The sequence below is a fragment of the Rhodoferax sp. RT5P35 genome, from assembly GCF_056521385.1.
Genome location: NZ_JBWMAX010000008.1, coordinates 213,202 through 235,049 on the forward strand (window position 1 = coordinate 213,202; position 21,848 = coordinate 235,049).

At 62.9% G+C, this 21,848-nt stretch carries 22 protein-coding genes; 6 read left to right on the forward strand and 16 right to left on the reverse strand.

The annotated features are described in order from the left end of the window. Positions 1 to 16: 16 nt before the first annotated feature. From AC097L_RS14815 to AC097L_RS14845, 7 genes are all read right to left on the reverse strand, one after another. Complete coding sequence (locus AC097L_RS14815; protein ID WP_479587239.1) at positions 17 to 595, reverse strand: TetR/AcrR family transcriptional regulator; 579 nt, start codon at positions 593 to 595, stop codon at positions 17 to 19. Between the two features lie 44 nt (positions 596 to 639). Continuing rightward, positions 640 to 1,146 carry a disulfide bond formation protein B gene (locus tag AC097L_RS14820; RefSeq protein WP_479587241.1) on the reverse strand — a complete coding sequence of 169 codons (507 nt, stop codon included), beginning with the start codon at positions 1,144 to 1,146 and terminating at the stop codon, positions 640 to 642. A 52-nt stretch (positions 1,147 to 1,198) separates the two neighbouring features. Then, entirely contained in the window at positions 1,199 to 2,320 is a 1,122-nt protein-coding gene (locus AC097L_RS14825) for a sulfate/molybdate ABC transporter ATP-binding protein (protein WP_479587243.1), read from the reverse strand. A gap of 9 nt (positions 2,321 to 2,329) precedes the next feature. Beyond that, the gene (cysW, locus tag AC097L_RS14830) at positions 2,330 to 3,286 is read right to left on the reverse strand and encodes a sulfate ABC transporter permease subunit CysW (protein ID WP_479587247.1); all 957 of its coding nucleotides are present in this window, start codon (positions 3,284 to 3,286) and stop codon (positions 2,330 to 2,332) included. Beyond that, complete coding sequence (cysT, locus tag AC097L_RS14835) at positions 3,283 to 4,152, reverse strand: sulfate ABC transporter permease subunit CysT (RefSeq protein ID WP_479587249.1); 870 nt, start codon at positions 4,150 to 4,152, stop codon at positions 3,283 to 3,285. The genes cysW and cysT overlap by 4 nt, the downstream gene beginning before the upstream one ends. Continuing rightward, the gene (locus AC097L_RS14840; RefSeq protein WP_479587251.1) at positions 4,149 to 5,174 is read right to left on the reverse strand and encodes a sulfate ABC transporter substrate-binding protein; all 1,026 of its coding nucleotides are present in this window, start codon (positions 5,172 to 5,174) and stop codon (positions 4,149 to 4,151) included. Before AC097L_RS14840 ends, cysT begins: the two co-directional genes overlap by 4 nt. 108 nt (positions 5,175 to 5,282) lie before the next feature. Continuing rightward, positions 5,283 to 5,465, reverse strand: coding sequence for a hypothetical protein (locus AC097L_RS14845; protein ID WP_479587254.1), 183 nt, complete (start codon positions 5,463 to 5,465; stop codon positions 5,283 to 5,285). Positions 5,466 to 5,653: 188 nt separating this feature from the next. Between AC097L_RS14845 and AC097L_RS14850 the strand changes: the two genes are divergently transcribed. Together AC097L_RS14850 and mnmC2 are read left to right on the forward strand one after the other, a co-directional pair. Then, positions 5,654 to 5,926 carry an oxidative damage protection protein gene (locus AC097L_RS14850; protein ID WP_479587258.1) on the forward strand — a complete coding sequence of 91 codons (273 nt, stop codon included), beginning with the start codon at positions 5,654 to 5,656 and terminating at the stop codon, positions 5,924 to 5,926. Between the two features lie 2 nt (positions 5,927 to 5,928). After that, positions 5,929 to 7,662, forward strand: a complete 1,734-nt coding sequence (mnmC2, locus tag AC097L_RS14855; RefSeq protein WP_479587262.1) for a tRNA (5-methylaminomethyl-2-thiouridine)(34)-methyltransferase MnmC2 — start codon at positions 5,929 to 5,931, stop codon at positions 7,660 to 7,662. On the opposite strand, the gene AC097L_RS14860 is transcribed toward mnmC2, so the two are convergent. Beyond that, on the reverse strand, positions 7,659 to 8,444 hold the full coding sequence (locus AC097L_RS14860) for an SDR family oxidoreductase (RefSeq protein ID WP_479587266.1): 786 nt from the start codon (positions 8,442 to 8,444) through the stop codon (positions 7,659 to 7,661). The two genes, mnmC2 and AC097L_RS14860, sit on opposite strands and share 4 nt — an antisense overlap. A 144-nt stretch (positions 8,445 to 8,588) precedes the next feature. On the opposite strand from AC097L_RS14860, the gene AC097L_RS14865 reads away from it, so the two are divergent. Next, complete coding sequence (locus AC097L_RS14865; RefSeq protein WP_479587269.1) at positions 8,589 to 10,286, forward strand: electron transfer flavoprotein-ubiquinone oxidoreductase; 1,698 nt, start codon at positions 8,589 to 8,591, stop codon at positions 10,284 to 10,286. 136 nt (positions 10,287 to 10,422) lie between these two features. Then, the gene (locus AC097L_RS14870) at positions 10,423 to 11,334 is read left to right on the forward strand and encodes a DMT family transporter (RefSeq protein WP_479587271.1); all 912 of its coding nucleotides are present in this window, start codon (positions 10,423 to 10,425) and stop codon (positions 11,332 to 11,334) included. Between the two features lie 108 nt (positions 11,335 to 11,442). On the opposite strand, the gene AC097L_RS14875 is transcribed toward AC097L_RS14870, so the two are convergent. After that, the gene (locus AC097L_RS14875; RefSeq protein WP_479587273.1) at positions 11,443 to 12,420 is read right to left on the reverse strand and encodes an ABC transporter substrate-binding protein; all 978 of its coding nucleotides are present in this window, start codon (positions 12,418 to 12,420) and stop codon (positions 11,443 to 11,445) included. Positions 12,421 to 12,527: 107 nt separating this feature from the next. On the opposite strand from AC097L_RS14875, the gene AC097L_RS14880 reads away from it, so the two are divergent. Together AC097L_RS14880 and AC097L_RS14885 are read left to right on the forward strand one after the other, a co-directional pair. After that, on the forward strand, positions 12,528 to 13,508 hold the full coding sequence (locus tag AC097L_RS14880) for an ABC transporter substrate-binding protein (RefSeq protein WP_479587275.1): 981 nt from the start codon (positions 12,528 to 12,530) through the stop codon (positions 13,506 to 13,508). A 10-nt stretch (positions 13,509 to 13,518) separates the two neighbouring features. Beyond that, a complete protein-coding gene (locus AC097L_RS14885; RefSeq protein ID WP_479587279.1) occupies positions 13,519 to 14,334 on the forward strand; it encodes a class II aldolase/adducin family protein in 816 nt (271 codons plus the stop codon). Between the two features lie 94 nt (positions 14,335 to 14,428). On the opposite strand, the gene AC097L_RS14890 is transcribed toward AC097L_RS14885, so the two are convergent. From AC097L_RS14890 to AC097L_RS14920, 7 genes are all read right to left on the reverse strand, one after another. Continuing rightward, complete coding sequence (locus AC097L_RS14890; RefSeq protein WP_479587280.1) at positions 14,429 to 15,382, reverse strand: branched-chain amino acid ABC transporter permease; 954 nt, start codon at positions 15,380 to 15,382, stop codon at positions 14,429 to 14,431. A 10-nt stretch (positions 15,383 to 15,392) separates the two neighbouring features. After that, a complete protein-coding gene (locus tag AC097L_RS14895) occupies positions 15,393 to 16,277 on the reverse strand; it encodes a branched-chain amino acid ABC transporter permease (protein WP_479587281.1) in 885 nt (294 codons plus the stop codon). Positions 16,278 to 16,340: 63 nt separating this feature from the next. Then, positions 16,341 to 17,555 carry an ABC transporter substrate-binding protein gene (locus AC097L_RS14900; protein WP_479587282.1) on the reverse strand — a complete coding sequence of 405 codons (1,215 nt, stop codon included), beginning with the start codon at positions 17,553 to 17,555 and terminating at the stop codon, positions 16,341 to 16,343. A gap of 58 nt (positions 17,556 to 17,613) precedes the next feature. Then, a complete protein-coding gene (locus tag AC097L_RS14905; protein WP_479587283.1) occupies positions 17,614 to 18,315 on the reverse strand; it encodes an ABC transporter ATP-binding protein in 702 nt (233 codons plus the stop codon). Next, positions 18,312 to 19,064, reverse strand: coding sequence for an ABC transporter ATP-binding protein (locus tag AC097L_RS14910; RefSeq protein WP_479587284.1), 753 nt, complete (start codon positions 19,062 to 19,064; stop codon positions 18,312 to 18,314). The genes AC097L_RS14905 and AC097L_RS14910 overlap by 4 nt, the downstream gene beginning before the upstream one ends. A 7-nt stretch (positions 19,065 to 19,071) precedes the next feature. After that, positions 19,072 to 20,709 (reverse strand): acyl-CoA synthetase, encoded by a 1,638-nt coding sequence (locus AC097L_RS14915; RefSeq protein WP_479587285.1) that lies wholly within the window; start codon positions 20,707 to 20,709, stop codon positions 19,072 to 19,074. Between the two features lie 208 nt (positions 20,710 to 20,917). Next, positions 20,918 to 21,787, reverse strand: a complete 870-nt coding sequence (locus AC097L_RS14920) for a LysR substrate-binding domain-containing protein (RefSeq protein WP_479587286.1) — start codon at positions 21,785 to 21,787, stop codon at positions 20,918 to 20,920. Between the last annotated feature and the right edge of the window lie 61 nt (positions 21,788 to 21,848).

The window sequence follows — 21,848 nt, forward strand, 5'->3', positions numbered from 1 at the left end:
CAAAAAAATTTCCGCGTCATTTTGTCTGTGCTATGCCGTTCCACAGCATTTCAAAACCAATATGCCGGTAGCCGTCCGCGGCCTCGGGCTCTCGGGCCATGAAGTCCATGGTGGCTTCGGCCAGGCTGGCCATGCAAACCCAAATGAAGGCCACCGGGTAGTCGCGCAGCACCCCGCTGACCACACTGGCACGGAACAGTTGCTCAATGCCTGCAAAGGGTGCCGCCGCCACCTGCCGGGTTTCTAGGGTGATGGCCGCCGCCGTTTTCAGCTGGTCCATGACTAACTTTTTATCCGGGTTCGCCACACCCCAGCGCACAAAACAGTCCCACATGTACTGCAATTGCTGGCGGATGGCGGCATGGTGCGGGAAGCTGTCCATCATGGCATCGGCCATTTCGCGCTTGATCTCCAGGTACAGCGCATTGACCAGCGCGTCCTTCGTTTTGAAATAGGTGAACAGCGTGCCCTCGGCCACCCCTGCCGCCTTGGAAATGGCCGAGGTGGGCGTGGCCGCCAGTCCGCGCTGCGCGATCACCTGGACGGCGGCATCCAGAATGGCGGCATGCTTGTCAACGCTGCGGGGTCGGGCCATGGGGTTTTGTTATTAATTGAGTAATCACTCAATTATAAACAACTTTAACGTCGGTGGGATGTGCGGGCCAGAAACACCAGAGCCAATGCCGTGATCAGCGCAAAGCAGACAAACGACCAGTTGGCGATGGAGCCGCCCAGAAAGGTCCAGTCCACCACCGTGCAGTCACCGCCGCCCTTGAAGATCATGGGGATGGCGCGCTTCAAGGGAAAGGTTTCGATCATGCCGTACAGATCGCGGCCACAAGTGGCCACTTCGGGCGGGTACCACTGCAAAAAGCTTTGGCGGGCGGCCACAAAGGCACCAAACCCGGCTACCAGCAGCAGCAAGACCACGCCAGCATTTTGCAAGCCTTTTCGGCCACTAGCGCATACAACGCCTGCGCATATAGCTACTAAAACAAGAGCATAGCGCTGCACGATGCACATCGGGCAGGGCTCCAGCCCCACCACGTGCTGCAGGTACAAACCAAAAGCCAGCAGGCCGACACAAATCAGGCACACCAGCAACCACACGCGGCGCGGGGCCGTATCTATCCAGTTCAACAACATCTATAGCTTTCAAAAAATGGCCGCTATGGATGCAATCGCACTACAGATCGCACTACACGCCAGCGGCCTCTTCAATAAACACCTTGGCGCGGCGCGGTGTTACCACCAGCGTATCGCCCTCGTTCACACCCAGGTCCCGGAATGTCTGCGCAGGCAGCTGCGCTTCGACCAAGTTGTCTTGGGTATTGTCACCCGCTTGGTTCGCATCCACCGGCGTTAGTTCCAAACGGGCGATGGGGCCGATCACCAGCGCGCGGCTCAACGTCACCACCATGCCGCGCGGCTTGCCGGCATCGTCCAGGCCTTCGCCCTTGGCGTAGCGTTGCACCTCGATGTCGTGCGGACGCACGTAGGCAAAGGCCTTGGCATCCTGCGCGCGGTCGTGCTCGGGGGCCTGGATCTTGATGCCCTCCAGCTGCACCTCGCCCTCGTGGGCGCGGCCATGGAACAGGTTCACGTCGCCCAGAAAGCCGTACACAAACGGGCTGGCCGGGTGGTCCCATACCTGCTGCGGTGAGCCGATCTGCTCGACCTTGCCCTTGTTCATTACCACCACACGGTCCGCCACCTCCAGAGCTTCTTCCTGGTCGTGGGTCACGAAGATGCTGGTCACATGCAACTCGTCGTGCAGTCGGCGCAGCCAGCGGCGCAGCTCTTTGCGCACCTTGGCGTCCAGCGCGCCAAAGGGCTCGTCCAGCAGCAGCACCTTGGGTTCGACCGCCAGGGCGCGGGCCAGGGCGATACGCTGGCGCTGGCCGCCGGAAAGTTGCGACGGGTAGCGATTCGCCAGCCAATCCAGTTGCACCAGGCCCAGCAGCTCGTGCACTTTGGCCTTGATCACCGCGTCGCTGGGGCGCTGGTTGCGGGGTTTGACGCGCAGGCCAAAGGCCACGTTCTCGAACACCGTCATGTGGCGGAACAGCGCGTAATGCTGGAAAACAAAACCCACCTGGCGCTCGCGCACATGCACGTCGGTGGTGTCTGCACCCGAAAAGTGGATGCTGCCCGCGTCCGGCGTTTCCAGCCCGGCGATGATGCGCAACAGCGTGGTTTTGCCGCAGCCCGAGGGGCCGAGCAAGGCGACCAGTTCGCCAGATTCGATGTCCAGGCTCACATCACCCAAGGCGGTGAAGCTGCCAAACTGCTTGTGGATATTGCGGATTTCAATGCTCATGCTTGTCTTTCAATGGGCCGCAGCCAGCTGGCCGTTAAAGGGGGGCGATGGGGGCGTGGGCACATCCACACGGGGCTGCTCGGGCGGGGCTTCGGCAATCGCCTTCAGCTCGCGCTCGATGCGCCACTCGGCCACCGACTTGATCACCAGGGTGACGAGCGCCAGGATGGCCAGCAGCGAGGCCACGGCAAATGCGGCCACCGACTGGTATTCGTTGTACAAAATTTCCACGTGCAGCGGCAAGGTATTGGTCTGGCCGCGGATGTGGCCCGACACCACCGACACCGCGCCAAACTCGCCCATGGCGCGGGCGTTGGTCAGAATCACGCCGTACAGCAGGCCCCATTTGATGTTGGGCAGAGTGACATACCAAAAGGTCTGCCAGCCAGTGGCACCCAGCACGATGGCCGCCTGCTCTTCGTCGTTGCCCTGGGCCTGCATCAGCGGAATCAGCTCGCGGGCGATGAACGGAAAGGTCACAAACACGGTGGCCAGCACGATGCCCGGCACGGCAAAGATGATCTTTATGTCATGCGCCTGCAGCCAGGGCCCGAACCAGCCGTGCGCGCCAAACATCAGCACATAGACCAGCCCGGCCACCACCGGCGATACCGAAAACGGCAGGTCCACCAGGGTCGTCAAAAACGACTTGCCCCAGAACTCGTACTTCGCAATCGACCAGGCCGCCGCCAGGCCAAACACCAGGTTCAGCGGCACGGCGATAGCCGTGGCGAGCAGCGTGAGCTTGATGGCGTCCCAGGCATCGGGCTCTTGCAGCGCTTCAAAATACGCGCCCGCACCCTTGCGGAAGGCTTCGGTAAACACCGCCGCCAGGGGCAGCACCAGGAACAGAAACAGAAACACCAGGGCGATGGTCAGCAACGTGGTGCGCACCCAGGCGGCTTCGGTGGTGCCCGCTTTGGCGCGGCGCACGGGTTTAGTGAAATTGGCTGATGGGGCGCTCATGCCGGGGCTCCTGCGTGGCGGCGCTGCCAGGCCTGCAAGGCGTTGATCAGCAGCAATAAAACGAATGAAATCACCAGCATCACCAAGGCTACGGCGGTGGCACCGGCGTAGTCGTACTGCTCCAACTTGCCGACGATGATCAGCGGTGTGATTTCCGACACCATGGGCATATTGCCCGCGATGAAAATAACCGATCCGTACTCGCCAATGGCTCGGGCAAAGGCCATGGCAAAGCCGGTCAGCAGCGCAGGCGCAATGTGCGGCAGGATTACGCGGGTGAAGATTTGCAGGCGGGTCGCACCCAGCGAGGTAGCTGCTTCTTCCAGCTCTTTTTCCGCGTCTTCCAGCACCGGCTGCACCGTGCGCACCACAAAGGGCAGGCCGATGAAGATCAGCGCAATGACGATGCCCGCCGGGGTAAAGGCCAGCTTGATGCCGAGCGGCTCCAGGTACTGTCCCACCCAGCCGTTACCGGCCAGCAGCGCAGTCAGCGAGATACCGGCCACGGCAGTGGGCAGCGCAAACGGCAGGTCCACCAGCGCATCGACGATCTTTTTGCCAGGGAAGCTGTAGCGCACCAGCACCCAGGCCACCAGCAGGCCAAACACCAGATTCACCAGCGCGGCAAACAGCGATGCGCCAAAGGTCAGGCGGTACGAAGCCATCACGCGCGGGCCGGTCACGGCGGCTACAAACTGGTCCCAGGTCAGGTTAAAAGTGTTGAACACCAGGGCCGAGAGCGGCACCAGCACAATCACGCACAGGTAAAACAGGGTGTAGCCCAGCGTCAAGCCAAAGCCGGGCAGCACCCGCTTGGCCTTGCCGGTTTTGGCGCGGGCCAGGGGGTTGAAAACCGCTGCCGTCATTTGGCACCCGGGGTGTAGATCTTGTCGAACTGGCCGCCGTCGTTGAAGTGCACCTTCTGCGCTTCGCCCAGGCTGCCAAACAGCTCATTCACGGTGAATAACTGGATCGGCTTGAACACGGCCGAATACTTCTTCAGGATGGCTTCATTGCGGGGGCGCAGCGCGTGCTTGGCCGCGATTTCCTGGGCTTCGTCGGAGTACAGGTAGTCCAGGTATTCCTTGGCCAGGACCTGCGTGCCCTTCTTGGCCACGGTGCGTTCCACCACGGCCACCGGGTTCTCGGCCACCACGCTGATGCTGGGGTGGATGGCATCGACCTTGCCCGCGCCGAATTCGCGGTCGATCGACACCACTTCGGACTCAAAAGTCACCAGCACGTCGCCGATATTGCGCTGCAAAAAGGTGGTGGTGGCGGCGCGCCCGCCCTGGGCCAGTACCGGCACGTTCTTGTACAGCTTGGCAACGAATTCAGCAGCTTGCGCGTCGGTGCCGCCCTTCTTTTTGGCGTAGCCCCAGGCGGCCAGGTAGGCGTAGCGGCCATTGCCACCGGTTTTGGGGTTCACCACAACCACCTGGATGCCCGGTTTGACCAGGTCATCCCAGTCCTTGATGCCCTTGGGGTTGCCGTTGCGCACCAGAAACAGCATGGTGGAGGTGGTGGGCGAGGCGTTGCCGGGGAATTTCTTGTTCCAGTCTTTGGCGACCACGCCTTTTTCGGCCAGGAAGTCGATGTCGGTGGAGGTGTTCATAGTCACCACATCGGCATCCAGCCCCTCGGCTACCGAGCGCGCAATGGCGCTTGAACCGGCATGCGACTGGTCGACCTTCACGTCTTTGCCGGTGGTCTTCTTGATGTGGGCCACGAAAGCCGCGTTGTAGTCCTTGTAGAACTCGCGCGCCACATCGTAGGAGCCATTGAGCAGCGTGGTTTGCTGCGCGGATACGATGCCGCTGGCTGCCAGCAACAAGCCCGCAAACAGGGTCCGAACAGGTGATTTCGAGCGAAACGGAGAAGTGGGCATGCGGGTACCAGACGATAAAAGAGTTGTCCTTTATTGTCTGGTCCGCCGCTTCATTCTCAAACGACTGATTATTTGTTTGGTTAGCTGGATTTCGAATATAGAAGCGAATTAACGCCCCCGGCCGCCCCAGCCCCGCCCGTAACCGCCACCATGGCCGTAGTAATAGCCACCCGACAGCACCACCTGGGGTTGCACCACCACGCCAGGACCGTACACATTGGGGCCGTAGGGCACGATGGCACAGCCGGACAAGGCCGCAACCACCACAAAAGCAGAGACAAGGGCACGCATGGCGAACTCCGGATAAGTAGTGTCTGTACAACGCCTGCCTGCCCATCTCGCCTACCCAGAGGGAATGAAGTTCTGTAAAGGCGACACGGCCCTGCCCACCAACGGGCTTCAAAAGATTGCTAAAGTCGTCCCCTGCATCGCGGGCCCTCGGGCTCGCCCCTCTCTCTCAAAATCTACAAGGCTCCCACATGGCACGCATGGTCCACTGCATCAAACTCGACAAAGAAGCCGAAGGCCTCGACTTTCCACCCTACCCCGGCGACCTGGGCAAGCGCCTGTGGGAAAACGTCAGCAAGGAGGCTTGGGCCGCCTGGCTCAAGCACCAGACCATGCTGGTGAATGAAAACCGCCTGAATCTGGCCGACCTGCGTGCCCGCCAGTACCTGGCCCGCCAAATGGAAAACCATTTCTTCGGCAACGGTGCCGATGCCGCCCAAGGCTACGTGCCGCCCGCAGCCTGATCTTGTCCGAGGCCATTGAATGGCTAACCGACGGCACGCCGTTCAGCCCGCGCTTCGGTGACCGCTACCACAGCGAAGGTGGCGGGCTGGCGCAGGCCCGCGAGGTGTTTCTCCACGGCTGCGGCCTGCCCACCGCCTGGGCCGACAAGCCACAGTGGCGCATACTAGAGACTGGCTTTGGCCTGGGCCTGAACTTTCTGGTCACCTGGGCCGCCTGGCGGGCCGACCTGCAGCGGCCCCGCCTGCTGCACTTTGCATCCATCGAAGCCTGGCCCGCCAGCGCCAAAGACCTGCTGCGCAGCCTTCCTACTGACCCCGCACTACAGCCCCTGGCCACCCAGCTGCACGCCCAGTGGTGGGGTCTGACTCCTGGCTTTCACCGCCTGGTGTTCGAGGGCGGCCAGGTGGTGTTGACCCTGTGCATCGGCGATGCCCAGGCCATGCTGCGCGAAATGGCTTTTGAGGCCGATAGCGTCTTCCTGGACGGCTTCAGCCCGCAGCGCAACCCCGACATCTGGAATCTGCACACCCTGAAAGCCGTGGCCCGGCGCTGCCGACGCGGCACCCGCGTCGCCACCTGGACCATCGCCCGCACTGTGCGAGACAGCCTGGCCCAGTGCGGCTTTGAGGTACAAAAAACCCCGGGTGTGCCGCCCAAGCGCGACAACCTGCAAGGCCACTACAACCCCGCTTGGGAGCCCCGCAAGGCCGAGGCCACCGCATCCATGTCGCCCAGCCACTGCATTGTCATTGGCGCAGGACTAGCCGGAGCCGCCGGAGCCGCCAGCTTGGCGCGGCGCGGCTGGCTGGTGACCGTGCTGGATGCCGCTCTGGCCCCCGCCGCCGGGGCTTCCGGCCTGCCCGGCGGCCTGCTGGCCCCGCTGGTGTCCAAAGACGACAACCTGGCCTCGCGCCTGTCGCGCTGCGGCGTGCGGTCCACGCTGCAGCAGGCGCAGGCGCTGTTGCAAATGAACCAGGACTGGCAGCCCTCGGGCGTGCAGGAATGGCAGGCCGATGGCGCGCCGCTTTGGCACGCCCACGCAGGCTGGATACGGCCCGCCCGCCTGGTGCAGGCCTGGCTGGCCCACCCGCGTATCACCTGGCAAGGCGGTGCCCAGGTCAACAAACTGCAAGCCACGCCCGCAAGCTGGCAGGTGCTGGATGCGCAGGGCCAGGTGCTGGCCCAAGCGCCCTTGGTGGTGGTGGCTGCCGGCATGGCCAGCCAGGCGATCACTGGAGCGGCGTTACCCCTGCAGGCCATTCGTGGTCAGGTGTCCATGGGGCCACGCGGGAACGAGGTCTTGCCACCCTACCCCATCAACGGCCACGGCAGCTTCATCCCTGACCTGCCCACGGCGCGGGGCCGCATTTGGGTGATGGGGGCCAGCTACGAACGCGACAACGCCTGTGCAGACACCACCGCAGCCGACCACCAGGCCAATTGGGAGCGCCTGCAGATACTGCTGCCTGACGCGGCCAGCGCACTGCAAAGCCAATTTGAAGACGGTACCGTACAAGCCTGGGCCGGTATCCGCTGCGCGGCCCCGGACCGCTTACCCGTGGTGGGACAGATCGCCCCGGGCCTGTGGGCCAGCACGGCCATGGGTTCGCGCGGGCTGAGCTTTGCCCACCTGTGCGCCGAGCTGCTGGCGGCGCAACTGCATGGTGAGCCCTGGCCGGTGGGCAAAAAAGCAGCGGCGGCGCTGGATGTGCGGCGCTACCTCAGCAAAGCTTAAGCAGCACCAAAGCCATCGTCTGCCGCAATCACCGCGCCATTCAAAAAGTGGCTTTGCCCGCTGGCCAGCAGTACCAGCAGCGCGTCCAGGTCTTCCGGCTTGCCGATGCGTTTGCGCGGCAGCATCTGCACCAGCTTCTGGCCCTGTTCAGTGCTCCAGTGATGGTGGTTGATTTCGGTGTCGATGTAGCCGGGGCAAATGGCGTTGACGTTGATGCCGTACTTGCCCCACTCCACCGCCATGGCCTTGGTCATCTGGATCACCGCCGCCTTGCTCATGCAGTACACGCCGATCTGCGGCAGCACCTTGAGCCCGGCCATGCTGGCGATGTTGATGATGCGCCCGCCCGTAAAACTGCCGGGGGCCGAGCCTTGGGCCCGCGCCAGCATGCGCTTGCCCACTGCCTGGGCCACGAAAAACGCGCCGCGCACATTGGTGTTGAACATGAAGTCGAAGTCGTCCTCGGTCACGTCTTGCAGGCGCTGGGTGGTGCTCACGCCCGAGTTGTTGACCAGAATGTCGATCGAGCCGACCTCGGTTTCGGTGTGCGCCACCGCCGACTGGATAGAGTCGTTATCGCTCACGTCCAGCTCCACCACGGTGGCATCAAAGCCCTCGCCGATAATCTCGGCCCGCAGTTCCTTGAGCTTGTCGATGCGGCGGCTGGCCAACACCACGGCCGCCCCGGCCTTTGCCAGCGTGCGGGCAAACTGGGCCCCCAAGCCGCCCGATGCGCCAGTGACCAGGGCCACCCGGCCCGAAAGATCCATGCTGTATGCCATTGAGAGTGTCTCCAAGATGATGCGGGAATGGCCCGATTGTGACAGTGCGTCTAAGCCAGTCCGCATAAAATTGCGGCGATTTTGTCCCTTCCGTAACAGCGCTGTAACTGCTATTGGCGGCACCCACCACCTAAAAAGAACCCCATGACAAACGAAGAAATACTGGCCCAGTTTGGTCCCCGCGAAGCGATGGAATACGACGTGGTGGTGGTCGGTGGCGGCCCTGGTGGCTTGGCTACCGCCATCCGCCTGAAGCAATTGGCGGCGGCCAAGGGCACAGACGTGTCGGTGGTGGTGCTGGAAAAGGGCTCCGAGCCCGGTGCCCACATCCTCAGCGGCGCGATCATGGACCCTATCGCCCTGACCGAGCTCTTCCCCGACTGGAAGGCCATGGGTGCGCCGCTGAACCAGCCGGTCACCGACGACGCGATGATTTTCCTGGGCGAGAAATCCGCTTTTCGCACGCCTAACTTCCTGCTTCCTGCTTGCTTCCAGAACCACGGCAACTACATCATCAGCCTAGGCGCACTCAGCAAATGGCTGGCCGAGCAGGCCGAAGCCCTGGGCGTGGAGATCTTCTCCGGCTTCGCGGCTGCCGAAGTGCTGTACAACGCCGACGGCTCCGTCAAAGGCGTGGCCACTGGCAATATGGGTATCGGTAAAGATGGCGAGCCCACGGCCGATTTCCAGATCGGCATGGAGCTGCATGGCAAATACACCGTGTTTGCCGAAGGCGCGCGCGGCCACCTGGGCAAGCAACTCATCGCCAAGTTCAAACTAGACGACGGCAAAGACCCGCAAACCTACGGCTTAGGCATCAAGGAGGTGTGGGAGATCGACCCCAAGCGCCACCAGCCCGGCTTTGTGATGCACACCGGTGGCTGGCCCCTGGACAACAGCACCTACGGCGGCGCTTTTCTGTACCACATGGAAGGCAACAAGGTCACGCTGGGCTTTGTGACCGGGCTGGACTACGCCAACCCGTACCTCAGCCCCTTCGAGGAATTCCAGCGCTGGAAAACCCACCCCAACGTGCGCTGGTACCTGGAAGGCGACGCCGAGCACGGCATCAAGCCCGCCAAGCGCCTGGGCTACGGAGCCCGCGCCATCACCGCCGGTGGCCTGTCCAGCCTGCCCAAAACCGTGTTCCCCGGCGGCGCGCTGGTGGGCTGCGACGCGGGCTTCTTGAACGTGAGCCGCATCAAAGGCAGCCACGCCGCCATCAAGACCGGCATGCTGGCCGCCGAGGCCGCGTATGACGCGGTAACCAATGGCCGCCAGCACGACGAGCTCAGCGCCTACCCCGAGGCTTTCGAGAAGAGCTGGCTGCACACCGAGTTGCACAAGGCCCGCAACTTCAAGGCCTGGTTCAAAAAGGGCCTGGTCACCGCCACGCTGATGAACGGCATCGAGCAGTTCGCCCTGCGTGGCCACATCCCCTGGACGCTGCGCCGCGACAAGCCAGACCACGCCTACCTCAAGCCCGCCGCACAGTGCAAGCCGATTGTTTACCCCAAGCCCGATGGCAAGCTGACCTTCGACCGCCTCAGCAGCGTCTTCATCAGCAACACCAACCACGCCGAGAACCAGCCCGCGCACTTGACATTGAAAGATGCCAGCGTGCCAGTCAACATCAACCTGCACACCTACGCCGGCCCCGAAGCCCGCTACTGCCCCGCCGGTGTTTATGAGTTTGTAAAAACCGATGCCGGCCAGGACCGCTTGCAGATCAACGCCCAAAACTGCGTGCACTGCAAGACCTGCGACATCAAAGACCCGACCCAAAACATCGTCTGGGTCACGCCCGAAGGCGGCGGCGGGCCGAATTACGCGGGGATGTGATTTTTAGGGCTATTTTTCAGATATGAAATATGGCTATAGCGTAGATATAACCCTCGATAGACGCTCCTGTTTTTGATGTCAAAAACAGGAGCGTTTTTTATGCGTTGCCAACATCCTGTCTGAAGGAACCTCTGCGTTGCGCCTTGAAGCCCAAACCCGTCTGGCCCAGTCGGCCATCTGGCTGATTCCGCTGCTGTGGGCGGTCAACTATTTTGTGGCGCGGCGGGCACCAGGGGTAATCGAACCGTACACGCTGGCCTGCATCCGCTGGGGCTTGGCGGGGCTGCTGCTGAGTCTGCACGCCCGCACCGAGTTGCGGCGCGAATGGCGCGGTATGGCGGCGGTGTGGTACCAGTACATGGCGCTGGGCTTTTGCGGCATGGTGGTGTGTGGTGCCTGGGTGTACCTGGGCGCGCAGACCACGGGGGCGGTGAACATTTCTCTTATTTATTCCGCGTCACCGGTACTGATTGCCCTGGGCTCGGTGCTGTGGCTGCACGAGCGCATGCGCGGGTCGCAGGCCCTGGGCGTAGCCATTGCACTCACGGGGGTGCTGCATGTGATCGTCAAAGGCGAATGGACAGCCCTGCGCCAGGTGCAGTTTGTGGTCGGCGACGGCTGGATTGTGGCCGCCATGGTGTCGTGGGCGCTGTACGCGCTATTGCAAAAGATTTGGCCCAGCACGCTGGGCTCCACCGCCCGCCTGGCCGCCATCTGCTGGGGTGCCATGCCGGTGTTACTGCTGGGCACAGCCTGGGAAATGGCGCAGCCCAGCACCCCGCCGCTGGGCACTGAGGCCTGGGTGCTGGGGGTGGCGGCGGCCCTGGTGCCGGGCATCACGGCTTACTGGATTTACGGCTGGGCGCAAAAGATCCTGGGGGCCAGCAAAGTGGCTGTCACCCTGTACCTGGGCCCCCTGTACGGGGCGCTACTGGCGTGGCTGGTGTTGGGCGAAAGCCTGGGCTGGCACCATTTGGTGGGTGCGGCTTTGATCCTGCCGGGGGTGTTCTTGGTCTCACGCACAGGCGCGGTGAAGCGCCAAGGTTAAATACATGAAATTCAGCCTTATTTTCAACCATTAAATAAGGCTATAGCGTAGATATAACCTACGCATGATGCTCCTGTTTTTAACATCAAAAACAGGAGCATCACGTTTTTAGGCTGCCCGCGGCCAGACCTGGGTGTCGGTGATGGCGCGCACATCCACCCGCAGCGGCAGAATCCCGTCGCGGGCCGAGCGGTCGGCCACGGTTTGCAGGGCGGCGATGTCGGCCTCGCTGACCGGCCGGCCTGTCACGGCGGCGCGCCCGGTGATGGTGCGGGCCGCCTCGATCGGCAGGCGGGTGAGTTGGGTATAGGCCTGGGCATAGGCCTCGGGGTGCGCCAGCGCCCAGTCGCCCGCGCGGGCCAGGCGGTCCAGAAACTGCACGATGGCTTTGCGCTTGCCGGGGTCGGCCAGGGCCTCTTCGCTGGCAGTGATGAAGCCTAAAGCGGTGTTGATGCCGCGTCCGTCGCGCAGGATGCGGCCGCCGTTTTGCAGCGCGATGGTGTAGTACGGGTCAAAAATCGCCCAGGCATCAATCTGCCGAGACGAGAACGCGGTAGACGCATCGGTGGGCAGTACGAACTTGACGGTGACCTCATCGCGCCGCACCCCGGCTTCTTCCAGTGCGCCGTACAGCTGGTACTGCGAAATGCTGCCGCGCGCCGACGACACCACCACGGTTTTGCCACGCAGGTCGGCCACGCTGCGCAGCTTTGAGTCGCCTTGCACCACGATGCCCAGCGAGTCTGCCTTGCCGACGCGGGTAGCCACAATCTTCATCGCCGTCTTGCCCACCGCCGCCGCCAGCACCGGCAAGTCGCCCGCCATGGCCGTGTCTACCGCGCCGCTGCGCTGGGCTTCAAACAGCGGCGCCGCGCCCTGGAAGTTGGCCCAGCGCCAGGAAAACGGCGCGCCGTCCAGCGCATTGGAGGCCTCGAACAAGGCACGCAGGCCACCGGCCTGGTCGCCCAGGACCAGCGCCGTTTGCGTCTGGGCCGCGCTCCACAGAGGGAATGCACCCACGGTAGGGAGCACGGCGGCAGCTTGTAGCCATTGGCGGCGCGAAAGGGGTGAGAGTGGGTTGTTCATGCGCCAAAGGTAGCCAACCAGGCCCGCCGCCCCAACGATGCATTCCAGATATGCAAGCTTGCTTTTCTACGTTGGCAAGCGGGTAGGCGCGGGTTACCTTGCAGGCCATGACTAACCCCCTCCTCACCCGCCGCCAATGGCTGCTGGCCACGGCTGCCCTCGGCACCGCAACGGCGCAAGCGGCACCCTCCACTTCCCAAGACCTGCGCGGCGTGACGCTGCGCGTGGGCACGTACAAAGGCCTGTGGAGACCTTTGCTGCAGGCCTCGGGCCAGGCCGATACGCCTTACAAGATCGAATGGCGCGAGTTCAACAACGGCGTGCTGCACATCGAGGCTATCAACGGCGATGCGCTGGACCTGGGCTCGGGCAGCGAGATCCCAGCGGTGTTTGCCGCGCGGCAAAAGGCCAGCGTGCGCTTCGTCGCCGTAACCCACGAGGATTTGAACAACCAGGCCACACTGGCGCGCAAAGACGCCCCCATCCGCAGCATTGCCGACTTCAAGGGCAAACGCATCGGCTACGTGCGCGCCACCACCGCCCACTACTACCTGGCCAAGCAACTGGCCGAAGCCGGGCTGTCGTTTGGCGATATCGACGCGGTCAGCCTGACCCCTGCGGACGGGCTGTCGGCCTTTGCGCGCGGCGACTTGGATGCCTGGGCCATCTACGGCTACAACGGCCAACTGGCCCGCACCCAGTATGGCGCGCGCACCATCAAAACAGCCGTGGGCTATTTGTCGGGCAACTTCCCCATCTACGCCAACCCACGCACGCTGGACGACACGCCCCGCGCTGCCGCCATCGGCGACCTGCTGCAGCGCCTGCAGCGCGCCTTTGCCTGGAGCAACACCAATTACCTGGCCTATGCCCGCGCCCAGTCCGCCGAGACCCGGGTACCGGTGGGCGATCTGGTGGAGCTGTTCAACCGCCGCAGCGGCGACTACAGCCTGGCCGCCGTGGATGATTCCGTGCTGCGCAGCCACCAGGACGTGGCCGACACCTTTGTGAAGCTGGGCGTGCTGGACGGCCCGACCCAGGTGCGCCCGCTATGGGACCAGCGTTTTAACAACTTGCTTACCTCTTGAAAGACACCCCATGAGCGCCGTTTTATCTATCGACCGTAAAGCTTTGCAACTGAATCCACAGCCCCAGCAAAAATTCTGGTTCGACCCCATCCCGCCGCGCACCAGCATTGCCGCCGAGCGCCGCCACCGGCAGGAGCGCCTGGCCGGCGCCTTTCGGCTGTTTGCCCGCTTCGGCTTTGGCCAGGGCCTGGCCGGGCACATCACCGCGCGCGACCCGGAGCTGACCGACCATTTCTGGGTCAACCCGCTGGGCGTGCACTTCTCGCGCATCAAGGTTTCGGACCTTTTGCTGGTCAACAGCCGGGGCGAAACGGTGATTGGCCACCGTCCGCTGAACAAGGCCGCGTTTGCCATCCACGCCGCCATCCACGAGCACAACCCCCACATCGTCGCCGCCGCCCACACCCACTCCACCTACGGCAAAGCCTGGTCCACCCTGGGCCGCAAGTTGGACACACTGACACAGGATGCCTGCGTGTTCCACGACGACGTGGCGCTGTTTGACGACTTCACCGGCATGGTGGTGGATGAAAGCGAAGGCCTGCGCATAGCCCGGGCTTTGGGCGACCGCAAGGGCGCGATTTTGAAGAACCACGGCATCCTGAGCGCCGGCCCCACGGTGGAAGCCGCCGCCTGGTGGTACATCGCGCTGGACAACGCCTGCCACACCCAACTGCTGGCCGAAGCCGCTGGCACGCCGCAGCCCATCGACGAAGCCGTGGCACGCCACACGCACAGCCAGATCGGCAAGCCCGAAGGGGCCCTGCATGCGTTTGAAAGTCTGTACGAAGGGCTGGTGGAGGCCGAGCCAGAATTATTGGAATAAGGGCGATTTTTTAGGCATGAAAACAGCTTCTAGCGTAGATTTAACCTGCGCTACCTGCTCCTGTTTTTGACATCAAAAACAGGAGCATTGTGTTTCAATGCCCGGCCGGGCCGGCTGCCGGTTTCTTGCCGAACAATGCGCCGATCTCGCCCACCACGCCGCGGCGGAACAGCAGCACGCAAACCACAAATATGACGCCCATGATCACCGTGACCCAAGAGCCCACCTTGTCGGCCAGCAGGTCTTCCAGGCTGACGATGGTGATGGCACCGGCGACCGGGCCGAGGATGGTGCCCAGGCCGCCCAGCAGCGTCATCAATACCACCTGGCCCGAGGTGTGCCAGTGCACATCGGCCAGCGAGGCGAGCTGGAACACCAGCGACTTCATCGAACCCGCCAGCCCGGCCAGCGAGGCCGAGATCACAAACGCCAGCAGCTTGAACCGGGCCACGTCATAGCCCAGCGAGGTAGCGCGGGCTTCGTTGTCGCGGATGGCTTTCAAAATCTGGCCAAACGGCGAATGGATGGTGCGGTGGATCAGCCAGAAACCGGCCAGGAACACCGCAAACACAAAAAAGTACATGGCGATGTTGTCTGACATATCCACCACGCCAAACAGCTTGCCGCGGGGAATGCCCTGCAGGCCGTCTTCGCCGCCGGTGAACGGCATCTGCACCGCCACAAAATACACCAGCTGCGCCAGGCCCAGCGTGATCATGGCGAAGTAGATGCCTTCGCGGCGGATGGCCAGCATGCCAAACAAGGCCCCCAGCACGCCGCCAAACGCAGCCCCGGCCAGCAGGCCCAGCTCGGGTGACAGGCCCAGGTCGCGGCACAAATAGCCGGTGATGTAGGCCGAGCCGCCAAAGAACGCCGCATGCCCGAACGACAGCAGTCCGGCAAAACCCAGCAGCAGGTTGAAGGCGCACGCAAACAACGCAAAGCACAGCACCTTCATCAAAAACGTGGGGTACAGCACAAAGGGCGCGATGCAGCCCACCACGATCAGGCCCACAAACATCCACACGGTACGTTGGCGTTCAGTCATTGCATTTCTTTCAGGCTTGTTTGCCGAACAGGCCTGCGGGCTTGACCAGCAGTACCAGCACCATCACCACAAAAATTACTACCGCCGAAGCCTCTGGGTAGAACACCTTGGTCAGCCCCTCCACCACGCCCAGGCCCAGTCCGGTGAGGATGGAACCCAGGATGGAGCCCATGCCGCCAATCACCACCACCGCAAACACCACGATGATCAGGTTCGAGCCCATCACCGGGTTCACCTGCATGATGGGCGCGGCCAGCACCCCGGCAAAGGCCGCCAGCGCGGCCCCCACGGCGTAGGTGGCTGTCAGCAGCACGGGCACGTTGATGCCCAGGGCCTGCACCAGGTCAGGCCGTTGGGTGGCGGCGCGCAGCGTGGCCCCCAGGCTGGTGCGCTCGATGGCGTACCAGGCGCTAAAGCACACGGTCATGGCCGCTACCACGACCCAGGCGCGGTAGATCGGCAGGTACATGAAGCCCAGGTTGATGCCGCCTTGCAGCAGCTCGGGCACCTCGTAGGACGAGCCGGACACACCAAAATAGTTTTTGAATACGCCCTCGGCAATCAGCGCCAGCCCGAAGGTCAGCAGCAGGCCGTACAGGTGGTCCAGCTTGTAGAGGTGGCGCAGCATGGTGCGCTCGATGACCACCGCCACCGCCCCCACTGCCAGTGGCGACAGGATCAACGACCACCAGTAGCCAATGCCCAGCCAGGTCAGCGCCATCCAGGCCACAAACGCGCCCACCATGTACTGCGCACCATGGGCAAAGTTGATGATGTTGAGCAGGCCAAAAATGATGGCCAGGCCCAGGCTCAGAATGGCATAAAACGAGCCGTTGATCAGCCCCAGCAGCAACTGGCCAAAAAACGCGGGTGACGGTATGCCGAAGATGTCCATAGCGGGTGTTTCCCCTGGTAACGCGAAAAAACCAGGGCCGCAAGCGACCCTGGGGAACTCAACTTACTTTTTGATCAAAGGGCAGCGCGATGCCGACAACGGCTGGAAGGCTTCGGCGGCCGGTATCACCGCTTTCACGTTGTAGTAATCCCAAGGCGTCTTGGATTCAGCCGGGGTCTTGACCTGCATCAGGTACATGTCGTGGACCATGCGGCCGTCTTCGCGGATGCTGCCGTTCTTGGCGAAGAAGTCGTTCACGGGGGTCTTCTTCATTTGCGCCATCACCTTGGCGGTGTCGTCGCTGTTGATAGCCTTGACCGCCTTCAGGTAATGCATGATGGACGAGTACTGCCCCGCCTGCACCATGGTGGGCATACGCTTGTGCAGGGCAAAGAAGCGCTTCGACCAGGCCCGGGTTTCCTCGTTCAGGTCCCAGTAAAAGCCTTCGGTGAGGTACATGCCTTGCGTGGTTTTGAGGCCCAGGGCGTGGATGTCGGTAATGAACATCAGCAGACCCGCCAACTGCTGCTTGCCGGTGATGCCAAATTCTGCCGCCTGCTTGATGGAATTGATGGTGTCGCCGCCCGCGTTGGCCAGACCGATGATTTGCGCGCCCGATGACTGCGCCTTCAGCAGGAAGGACGAAAAGTCCGACGTAGGGAACGGGTGGCGCACGCTGCCCACCACCTCACCGCCGTTGGCCTTGACCACATCGGCTGCGTCTTTTTCCAGTGCCTGGCCAAAAGCGTAGTCGGCCGTCAGGAAGAACCACTTCTTGCCGCCTGCCTTGGTCACGGCCTTGGCCGTGCCGTTGGCCACGGCATAGGTGTCGTAGGTCCAGTGCACGGTGACATCGTTGCAGGCTTCGTTGGTGATGGCGGTGGAGCCTGCGCCATTGATGAGGACGATGCGGTTCTTTTCCTTGGCAATCTTTTGCACCGCCAGTGCGGTGGACGAGGTGACCATTTCGGTGATCACGTCCACCTTGTCGCGCTCGATCCATTCGCGCGCCTTGTTGCTGGAGATGTCGCCCTTGTTTTGGTGGTCGGCCGAGACCATTTCCACCTTGAAACTTGGCTTTTCAGCGGCCACGAAATCGTCGATCGCCATCTTGGTGGCAATGACGGTGCCGGGGCCGGCCAGGTCGGAATAGGTGCCCGACAGGTCGGTCAGCACGCCGATCTTGACCACGCCGTCCGACACCTGGGCCTGGGCGGCAGTCGCCAATACGAGGGACAAGGCCACTGCTTGGGCAAGAGGTTTGAGTTTGCGTTTCATGGGAGTCTCCTTAGGTCAACAATTAAAAATTCACGCCCCAAAGGATGTGAATGCCCGGCTAAACACCGAGCAATGCTTGCATCGCGCTGGTCTTATCCGCCAGCTCATCTTTGTGCACCACCATAGCCACCTGGCCATGCTCCAGCACGTAATGCCGGTCCGCCAGCGGGGCGGCAAAGCGAAAGTTCTGCTCCACCAGCACGATGGTGTAGCCACGGGTTTTCAGCAGGCGAATCACCTCGCCCAGCTTTTTGACGATCACCGGAGCCAGGCCTTCGGTGATTTCGTCCAGCAGCAGGGTTTTGGCCCCTGTGCGCAGAATGCGCGCCATGGCCAGCATCTGCTGCTCGCCACCCGACAAACGCGTGCCGGGGCTGTTGCGCCGCTCCAGCAGGTTGGGAAACAGGGTGTAAATCTCGTCCAGCGTCATGCCACCGGGGGCCACGATAGGCGGCAGCAGCAGGTTTTCTTCGGTGGACAGGCCCGCAAAGATGCCGCGCTCCTCGGGGCAATACCCCATGCCCAGCCGGGCAATGCGGTGCGGGGCCATGCCATTGATCTCTTGCCCGTTGAATTGGATGTTGCCGGTGCGCTTGCCCACCAGGCCCAGAATAGCCTTGAGCGTGGTGGAGCGGCCTGCGCCGTTGCGGCCCAGCAGCGTGACCAGCTCGCCGGTGTTCACGTACAGGTCGATACCGTGCAGGATGTGCGACTCGCCGTAATAAGCGTGCAGGCCCTTGAGACGCAAAACTTCTTTCATGCTTCCACCCCCACATAGGCTTCCAGCACGCGCGGGTCTTTGGACACGGTGGCGTAATTGCCCTCGGCCAGCACGCTGCCGCGCTGCAACACGGTGATGGTGTCGCACAGCGACTCCACCACCGACAGGTTGTGCTCCACCATCAAAATGGTGCGGTTTTTCGACACCTTGCGGATCAGCTCCACCACCCGGCCCACATCCTCATGGCCCATGCCCTGGGTGGGCTCGTCCAGCAGCATCAGCTCGGGCTCCAGGGCCAGCGTGGTGGCGATTTCCAGGGCGCGCTTGCGGCCATAGGGCATTTCCACCGCCACGGTGTCGGCAAATGTCTGCAAATCCACCTCCTCCAGCAAGGCCATGGCACGGCCATTGAGGGCATCCAGCCGCCGCACCGACGACCAGAAGTTGAATGAGTCGCCGCGCTTGCGCTGCAAGGCCACGCGCACGTTTTCCAGTGCCGTCAGGTGGCCGAAGGTGGCCGAAATCTGGAACGAGCGCACCATGCCCCGGCGCGCCACCTGGATGGGGGTTTCGCGGGTGATGTCGTGGCCGTTGAACTGGATCTGCCCCTGGCTGGGCTGGATGAACTTGGTCAGCAGGTTGAACACGGTCGTCTTGCCTGCGCCGTTGGGGCCAATGAGCGCGTGGATGCTGCCGCGCTGGACCTTCAGGTCGACCTTGGAGACGGCGGCAAAGCCCAAGAACTCTTTGGTCAACCCCGTAGTTTGCAAAATGGTGTCGTTCGCCATGCGGTTCCTAATTTTTAGCGCCAGGGGTTTGTGCACGCAGTACGAACTTTTGAATCTTGCCGGTCGATGTCTTGGGCAAGGGCCCGAACACCACCCGTTTTGGCACCTTGAAGCGGGCCAGGTGCATGCGGCAAAACACGATGATGTCTTCCTCGGTGGTTTGCGAATCGGGCTTCAGCTCCACAAACGCGCAGGGCACCTCGCCCCATTTTTCGTCCTGCTGGGCTACCACCGCCACCAGCATCACCGCCGGGTGGCGGTGCAGCACGTCTTCCACCTCGATGCTGGAGATGTTTTCGCCGCCCGAGATGATGATGTCCTTGCTGCGGTCCTTGATCTGGGCATAGCCGTCAGAGTGCAGCACAGCTAGGTCGCCGGTATGGAACCAGCCACCCGCAAACGCCTCGGCAGTGGCGGCGGGGTTCTTCAGATAGCCCTTCATGACCACATTGCCGCGAAAGAAGATTTCGCCCATGGTCATACCGTCGGCGGGCACGGGCTGCAAGGTGTCCGGGTCCAGCACGGCCATGGCCTCTTGCAGCGGGTAGGCCACGCCCTGGCGGGCGTTGAGGCGGGCGCGCTCCTCGGGGGGCAGTTCGGCCCACGCATCCTGCTGCGCGCAGACGGCGGCCGGGCCGTACACCTCGGTCAGGCCGTAGACGTGGGTGATGCGGATGCCAATGCTTTCGCAGCCTTCGATCACGGCGGCGGGCGGCGCGGCCCCGGCGATCAGGCCTTGCACGGTGTGCCCAATGCCTTCGCGCAGAGCGGCGGGCGCGTGCACCAGCATGCTGTAGACGATGGGCGCACCGCACAGGTGGGTAATGGCGTGTTCGCGGATCAGCGGGAAGATGACCGCCGGGTCCACCCGGCGCAGGCACACGCTGGTGCCCGCCACCAAGGCCATGGTCCAGGGGAAACACCAGCCGTTGCAGTGGAACATGGGCAGCGTCCACAGGTACACCGCGTGGTGCGGCAGCTGCCACGACAGCACGTTGTTGGCCGCGTTCAGGTACGCGCCGCGGTGGTGGGTGACCACGCCCTTGGGGTTGCCGGTGGTGCCCGAGGTGTAGTTCAGGGCAATGGCGTCCCACTCGTCCGCGGGCAGTTGCCAGGCAAACTGCGGGTCGCCCTGGGCGATGAAGCTTTCATAGTCCACATCGCCCAGAGCCTTGCCGGGCGGGGCCAGATCGTCCTCGACCTCAATCACGAAGGGCCGTTTGTCACCCAAAATGGCCAGCGCTTTCTCCACCACACTGGCAAATTCGCGGTCGGTCAGCAGCACTGTGGCCTCGCCGTGCTGCAGCATGAAGGCAATGGCTTCGGCATCCAGCCGGGTGTTCAGGGTATTGAGCACCGCGCCCGACATGGGCACGGCGAAATGCGCTTCCAGCATGGCGGGCACATTGGGCAGCATTACCGCCACGGTGTCGCCCACGCCCACGCCCCGGGCTTGCAGGGCACTGGCGAGTTGGCGGCAGCGGGTGTAGGTGGTAGCCCAGGTTTGGCGGCGCTCACCGTAAATCACGGCCAGGCGCTCAGGGTAGACATGGGCCGAACGCGCGATGGTGCTCAGCGGCGACAGCGCCACAAAATTGGCGGAATTCTTGTCCAGGCCCTGCTGGTAAGGGTGTGTGCTGCGCATGCTTGGCCTCCGTTGCCTGCGCGCCGAAATTCGGTGTCAGGTTTATTTTGTTGGCTGGATTATGGGCAGGCTTTTTTACAAGTTACTGACGGGTTACCGCCAACTTTGTTAGGAGTTTCCCCTAGCCGGTGATTTATAAGAAATACGTATCTAGCGCATATTCAATCAACATCAGTTGCTATACTTTATGGAGCAATAAATCCAAAACCTATCCAACCCTAGCCGCTGCCATCGCCGTGCACAGGTAGTCGGCCAGATTGCGCTGGGCGGCGCTCAAAGGCAGCGCGGCGGCCACCAGGGCCAGCTCGCTGGTGGGCACATCGGGGTAGCCGTCGGCGGGGCCCAGCACACGGTGCTCGGCCAGCAAGGCGCTGGTGGGCAAGACGCTAACGGCCAGGCCAGACGACACCGCCGCCTGAATGCCCGCCAGGCTGTGGCTTCCGAACGCAATGCGCCAGCGCCGACCCGCCGTCTCCAGCGCACGGATGGCCCGCAACCGGTAAATGCAGCCGTGCGGAAACACAGCCAGCGGCACCACCTCGCCGGGCGACAAGGTCGGCAAGGCCTGGGGCCCGGCGACCCACACCAGCGCATCGGGCCAGGACGCAATGCAGGGCCCGTTGCCCGGCTCGCGCCGGAGCAAGGCCAGGTCCAGGCCGCCCGACTCCAGAGCGCGTTGCAAATCGCAACTTAGGCCGCTGCTGGTTTCCAACCGCAGCTCGGGTGCAATGGCCAAGAAGCCAGACAAGATGGCCGTCATCCGGCGCGCGTCAAAGTCTTCTGGTAAGCCGATGCGCACCGGAGCCAGCGCCGCCGGGCTGGCCAGCGCGTCTTCGGCCTCCTGGGAGATGGCCAGCAAGCGGCGGGCGTAGGCGGCCAGCAGCTCGCCGCGCTCGGTGGGAATGACGTTCTTGCCGGTGCGGTCGCGGTGCAGCAAGGGGTGGCCCACGCTGTCCTCCAGCCGCAGAATTTGCTGGCTGACGGTGGACTGCGTGCGGTGCACCCGCTCAGCAGCCCGGGTAAAGCTGCGTTCGTCCACCACGCAGACCAGGGTTTGCAGCAGATCCAGATCGAGCATGGTTTTGTCAGTGGAAATTCAACTTAAAGATCAATATTAAATCAATTTGCAAATATCTAAG

Bases quoted from the DNA above. Each gene is read 5' to 3' on its own strand.
- AC097L_RS14815 (WP_479587239.1), bottom strand. From the start codon at position 595: ATGGCCCGACCCCGCAGCGTTGACAAGCATGCCGCCATTCTGGATGCC.
- AC097L_RS14820 (WP_479587241.1), bottom strand. From the start codon at position 1,146: ATGTTGTTGAACTGGATAGATACGGCCCCGCGCCGCGTGTGGTTGCTG.
- AC097L_RS14825 (WP_479587243.1), bottom strand. From the start codon at position 2,320: ATGAGCATTGAAATCCGCAATATCCACAAGCAGTTTGGCAGCTTCACC.
- cysW (WP_479587247.1), bottom strand. From the start codon at position 3,286: ATGAGCGCCCCATCAGCCAATTTCACTAAACCCGTGCGCCGCGCCAAA.
- cysT (WP_479587249.1), bottom strand. From the start codon at position 4,152: ATGACGGCAGCGGTTTTCAACCCCCTGGCCCGCGCCAAAACCGGCAAG.
- AC097L_RS14840 (WP_479587251.1), bottom strand. From the start codon at position 5,174: ATGCCCACTTCTCCGTTTCGCTCGAAATCACCTGTTCGGACCCTGTTT.
- AC097L_RS14845 (WP_479587254.1), bottom strand. From the start codon at position 5,465: ATGCGTGCCCTTGTCTCTGCTTTTGTGGTGGTTGCGGCCTTGTCCGGC.
- AC097L_RS14850 (WP_479587258.1), top strand. From the start codon at position 5,654: ATGGCACGCATGGTCCACTGCATCAAACTCGACAAAGAAGCCGAAGGC.
- AC097L_RS14860 (WP_479587266.1), bottom strand. From the start codon at position 8,444: ATGGCATACAGCATGGATCTTTCGGGCCGGGTGGCCCTGGTCACTGGC.
- AC097L_RS14865 (WP_479587269.1), top strand. From the start codon at position 8,589: ATGACAAACGAAGAAATACTGGCCCAGTTTGGTCCCCGCGAAGCGATG.
- AC097L_RS14875 (WP_479587273.1), bottom strand. From the start codon at position 12,420: ATGAACAACCCACTCTCACCCCTTTCGCGCCGCCAATGGCTACAAGCT.
- AC097L_RS14880 (WP_479587275.1), top strand. From the start codon at position 12,528: ATGACTAACCCCCTCCTCACCCGCCGCCAATGGCTGCTGGCCACGGCT.
- AC097L_RS14885 (WP_479587279.1), top strand. From the start codon at position 13,519: ATGAGCGCCGTTTTATCTATCGACCGTAAAGCTTTGCAACTGAATCCA.
- AC097L_RS14890 (WP_479587280.1), bottom strand. From the start codon at position 15,382: ATGACTGAACGCCAACGTACCGTGTGGATGTTTGTGGGCCTGATCGTG.
- AC097L_RS14895 (WP_479587281.1), bottom strand. From the start codon at position 16,277: ATGGACATCTTCGGCATACCGTCACCCGCGTTTTTTGGCCAGTTGCTG.
- AC097L_RS14900 (WP_479587282.1), bottom strand. From the start codon at position 17,555: ATGAAACGCAAACTCAAACCTCTTGCCCAAGCAGTGGCCTTGTCCCTC.
- AC097L_RS14905 (WP_479587283.1), bottom strand. From the start codon at position 18,315: ATGAAAGAAGTTTTGCGTCTCAAGGGCCTGCACGCTTATTACGGCGAG.
- AC097L_RS14910 (WP_479587284.1), bottom strand. From the start codon at position 19,064: ATGGCGAACGACACCATTTTGCAAACTACGGGGTTGACCAAAGAGTTC.
- AC097L_RS14915 (WP_479587285.1), bottom strand. From the start codon at position 20,709: ATGCGCAGCACACACCCTTACCAGCAGGGCCTGGACAAGAATTCCGCC.
- AC097L_RS14920 (WP_479587286.1), bottom strand. From the start codon at position 21,787: ATGCTCGATCTGGATCTGCTGCAAACCCTGGTCTGCGTGGTGGACGAA.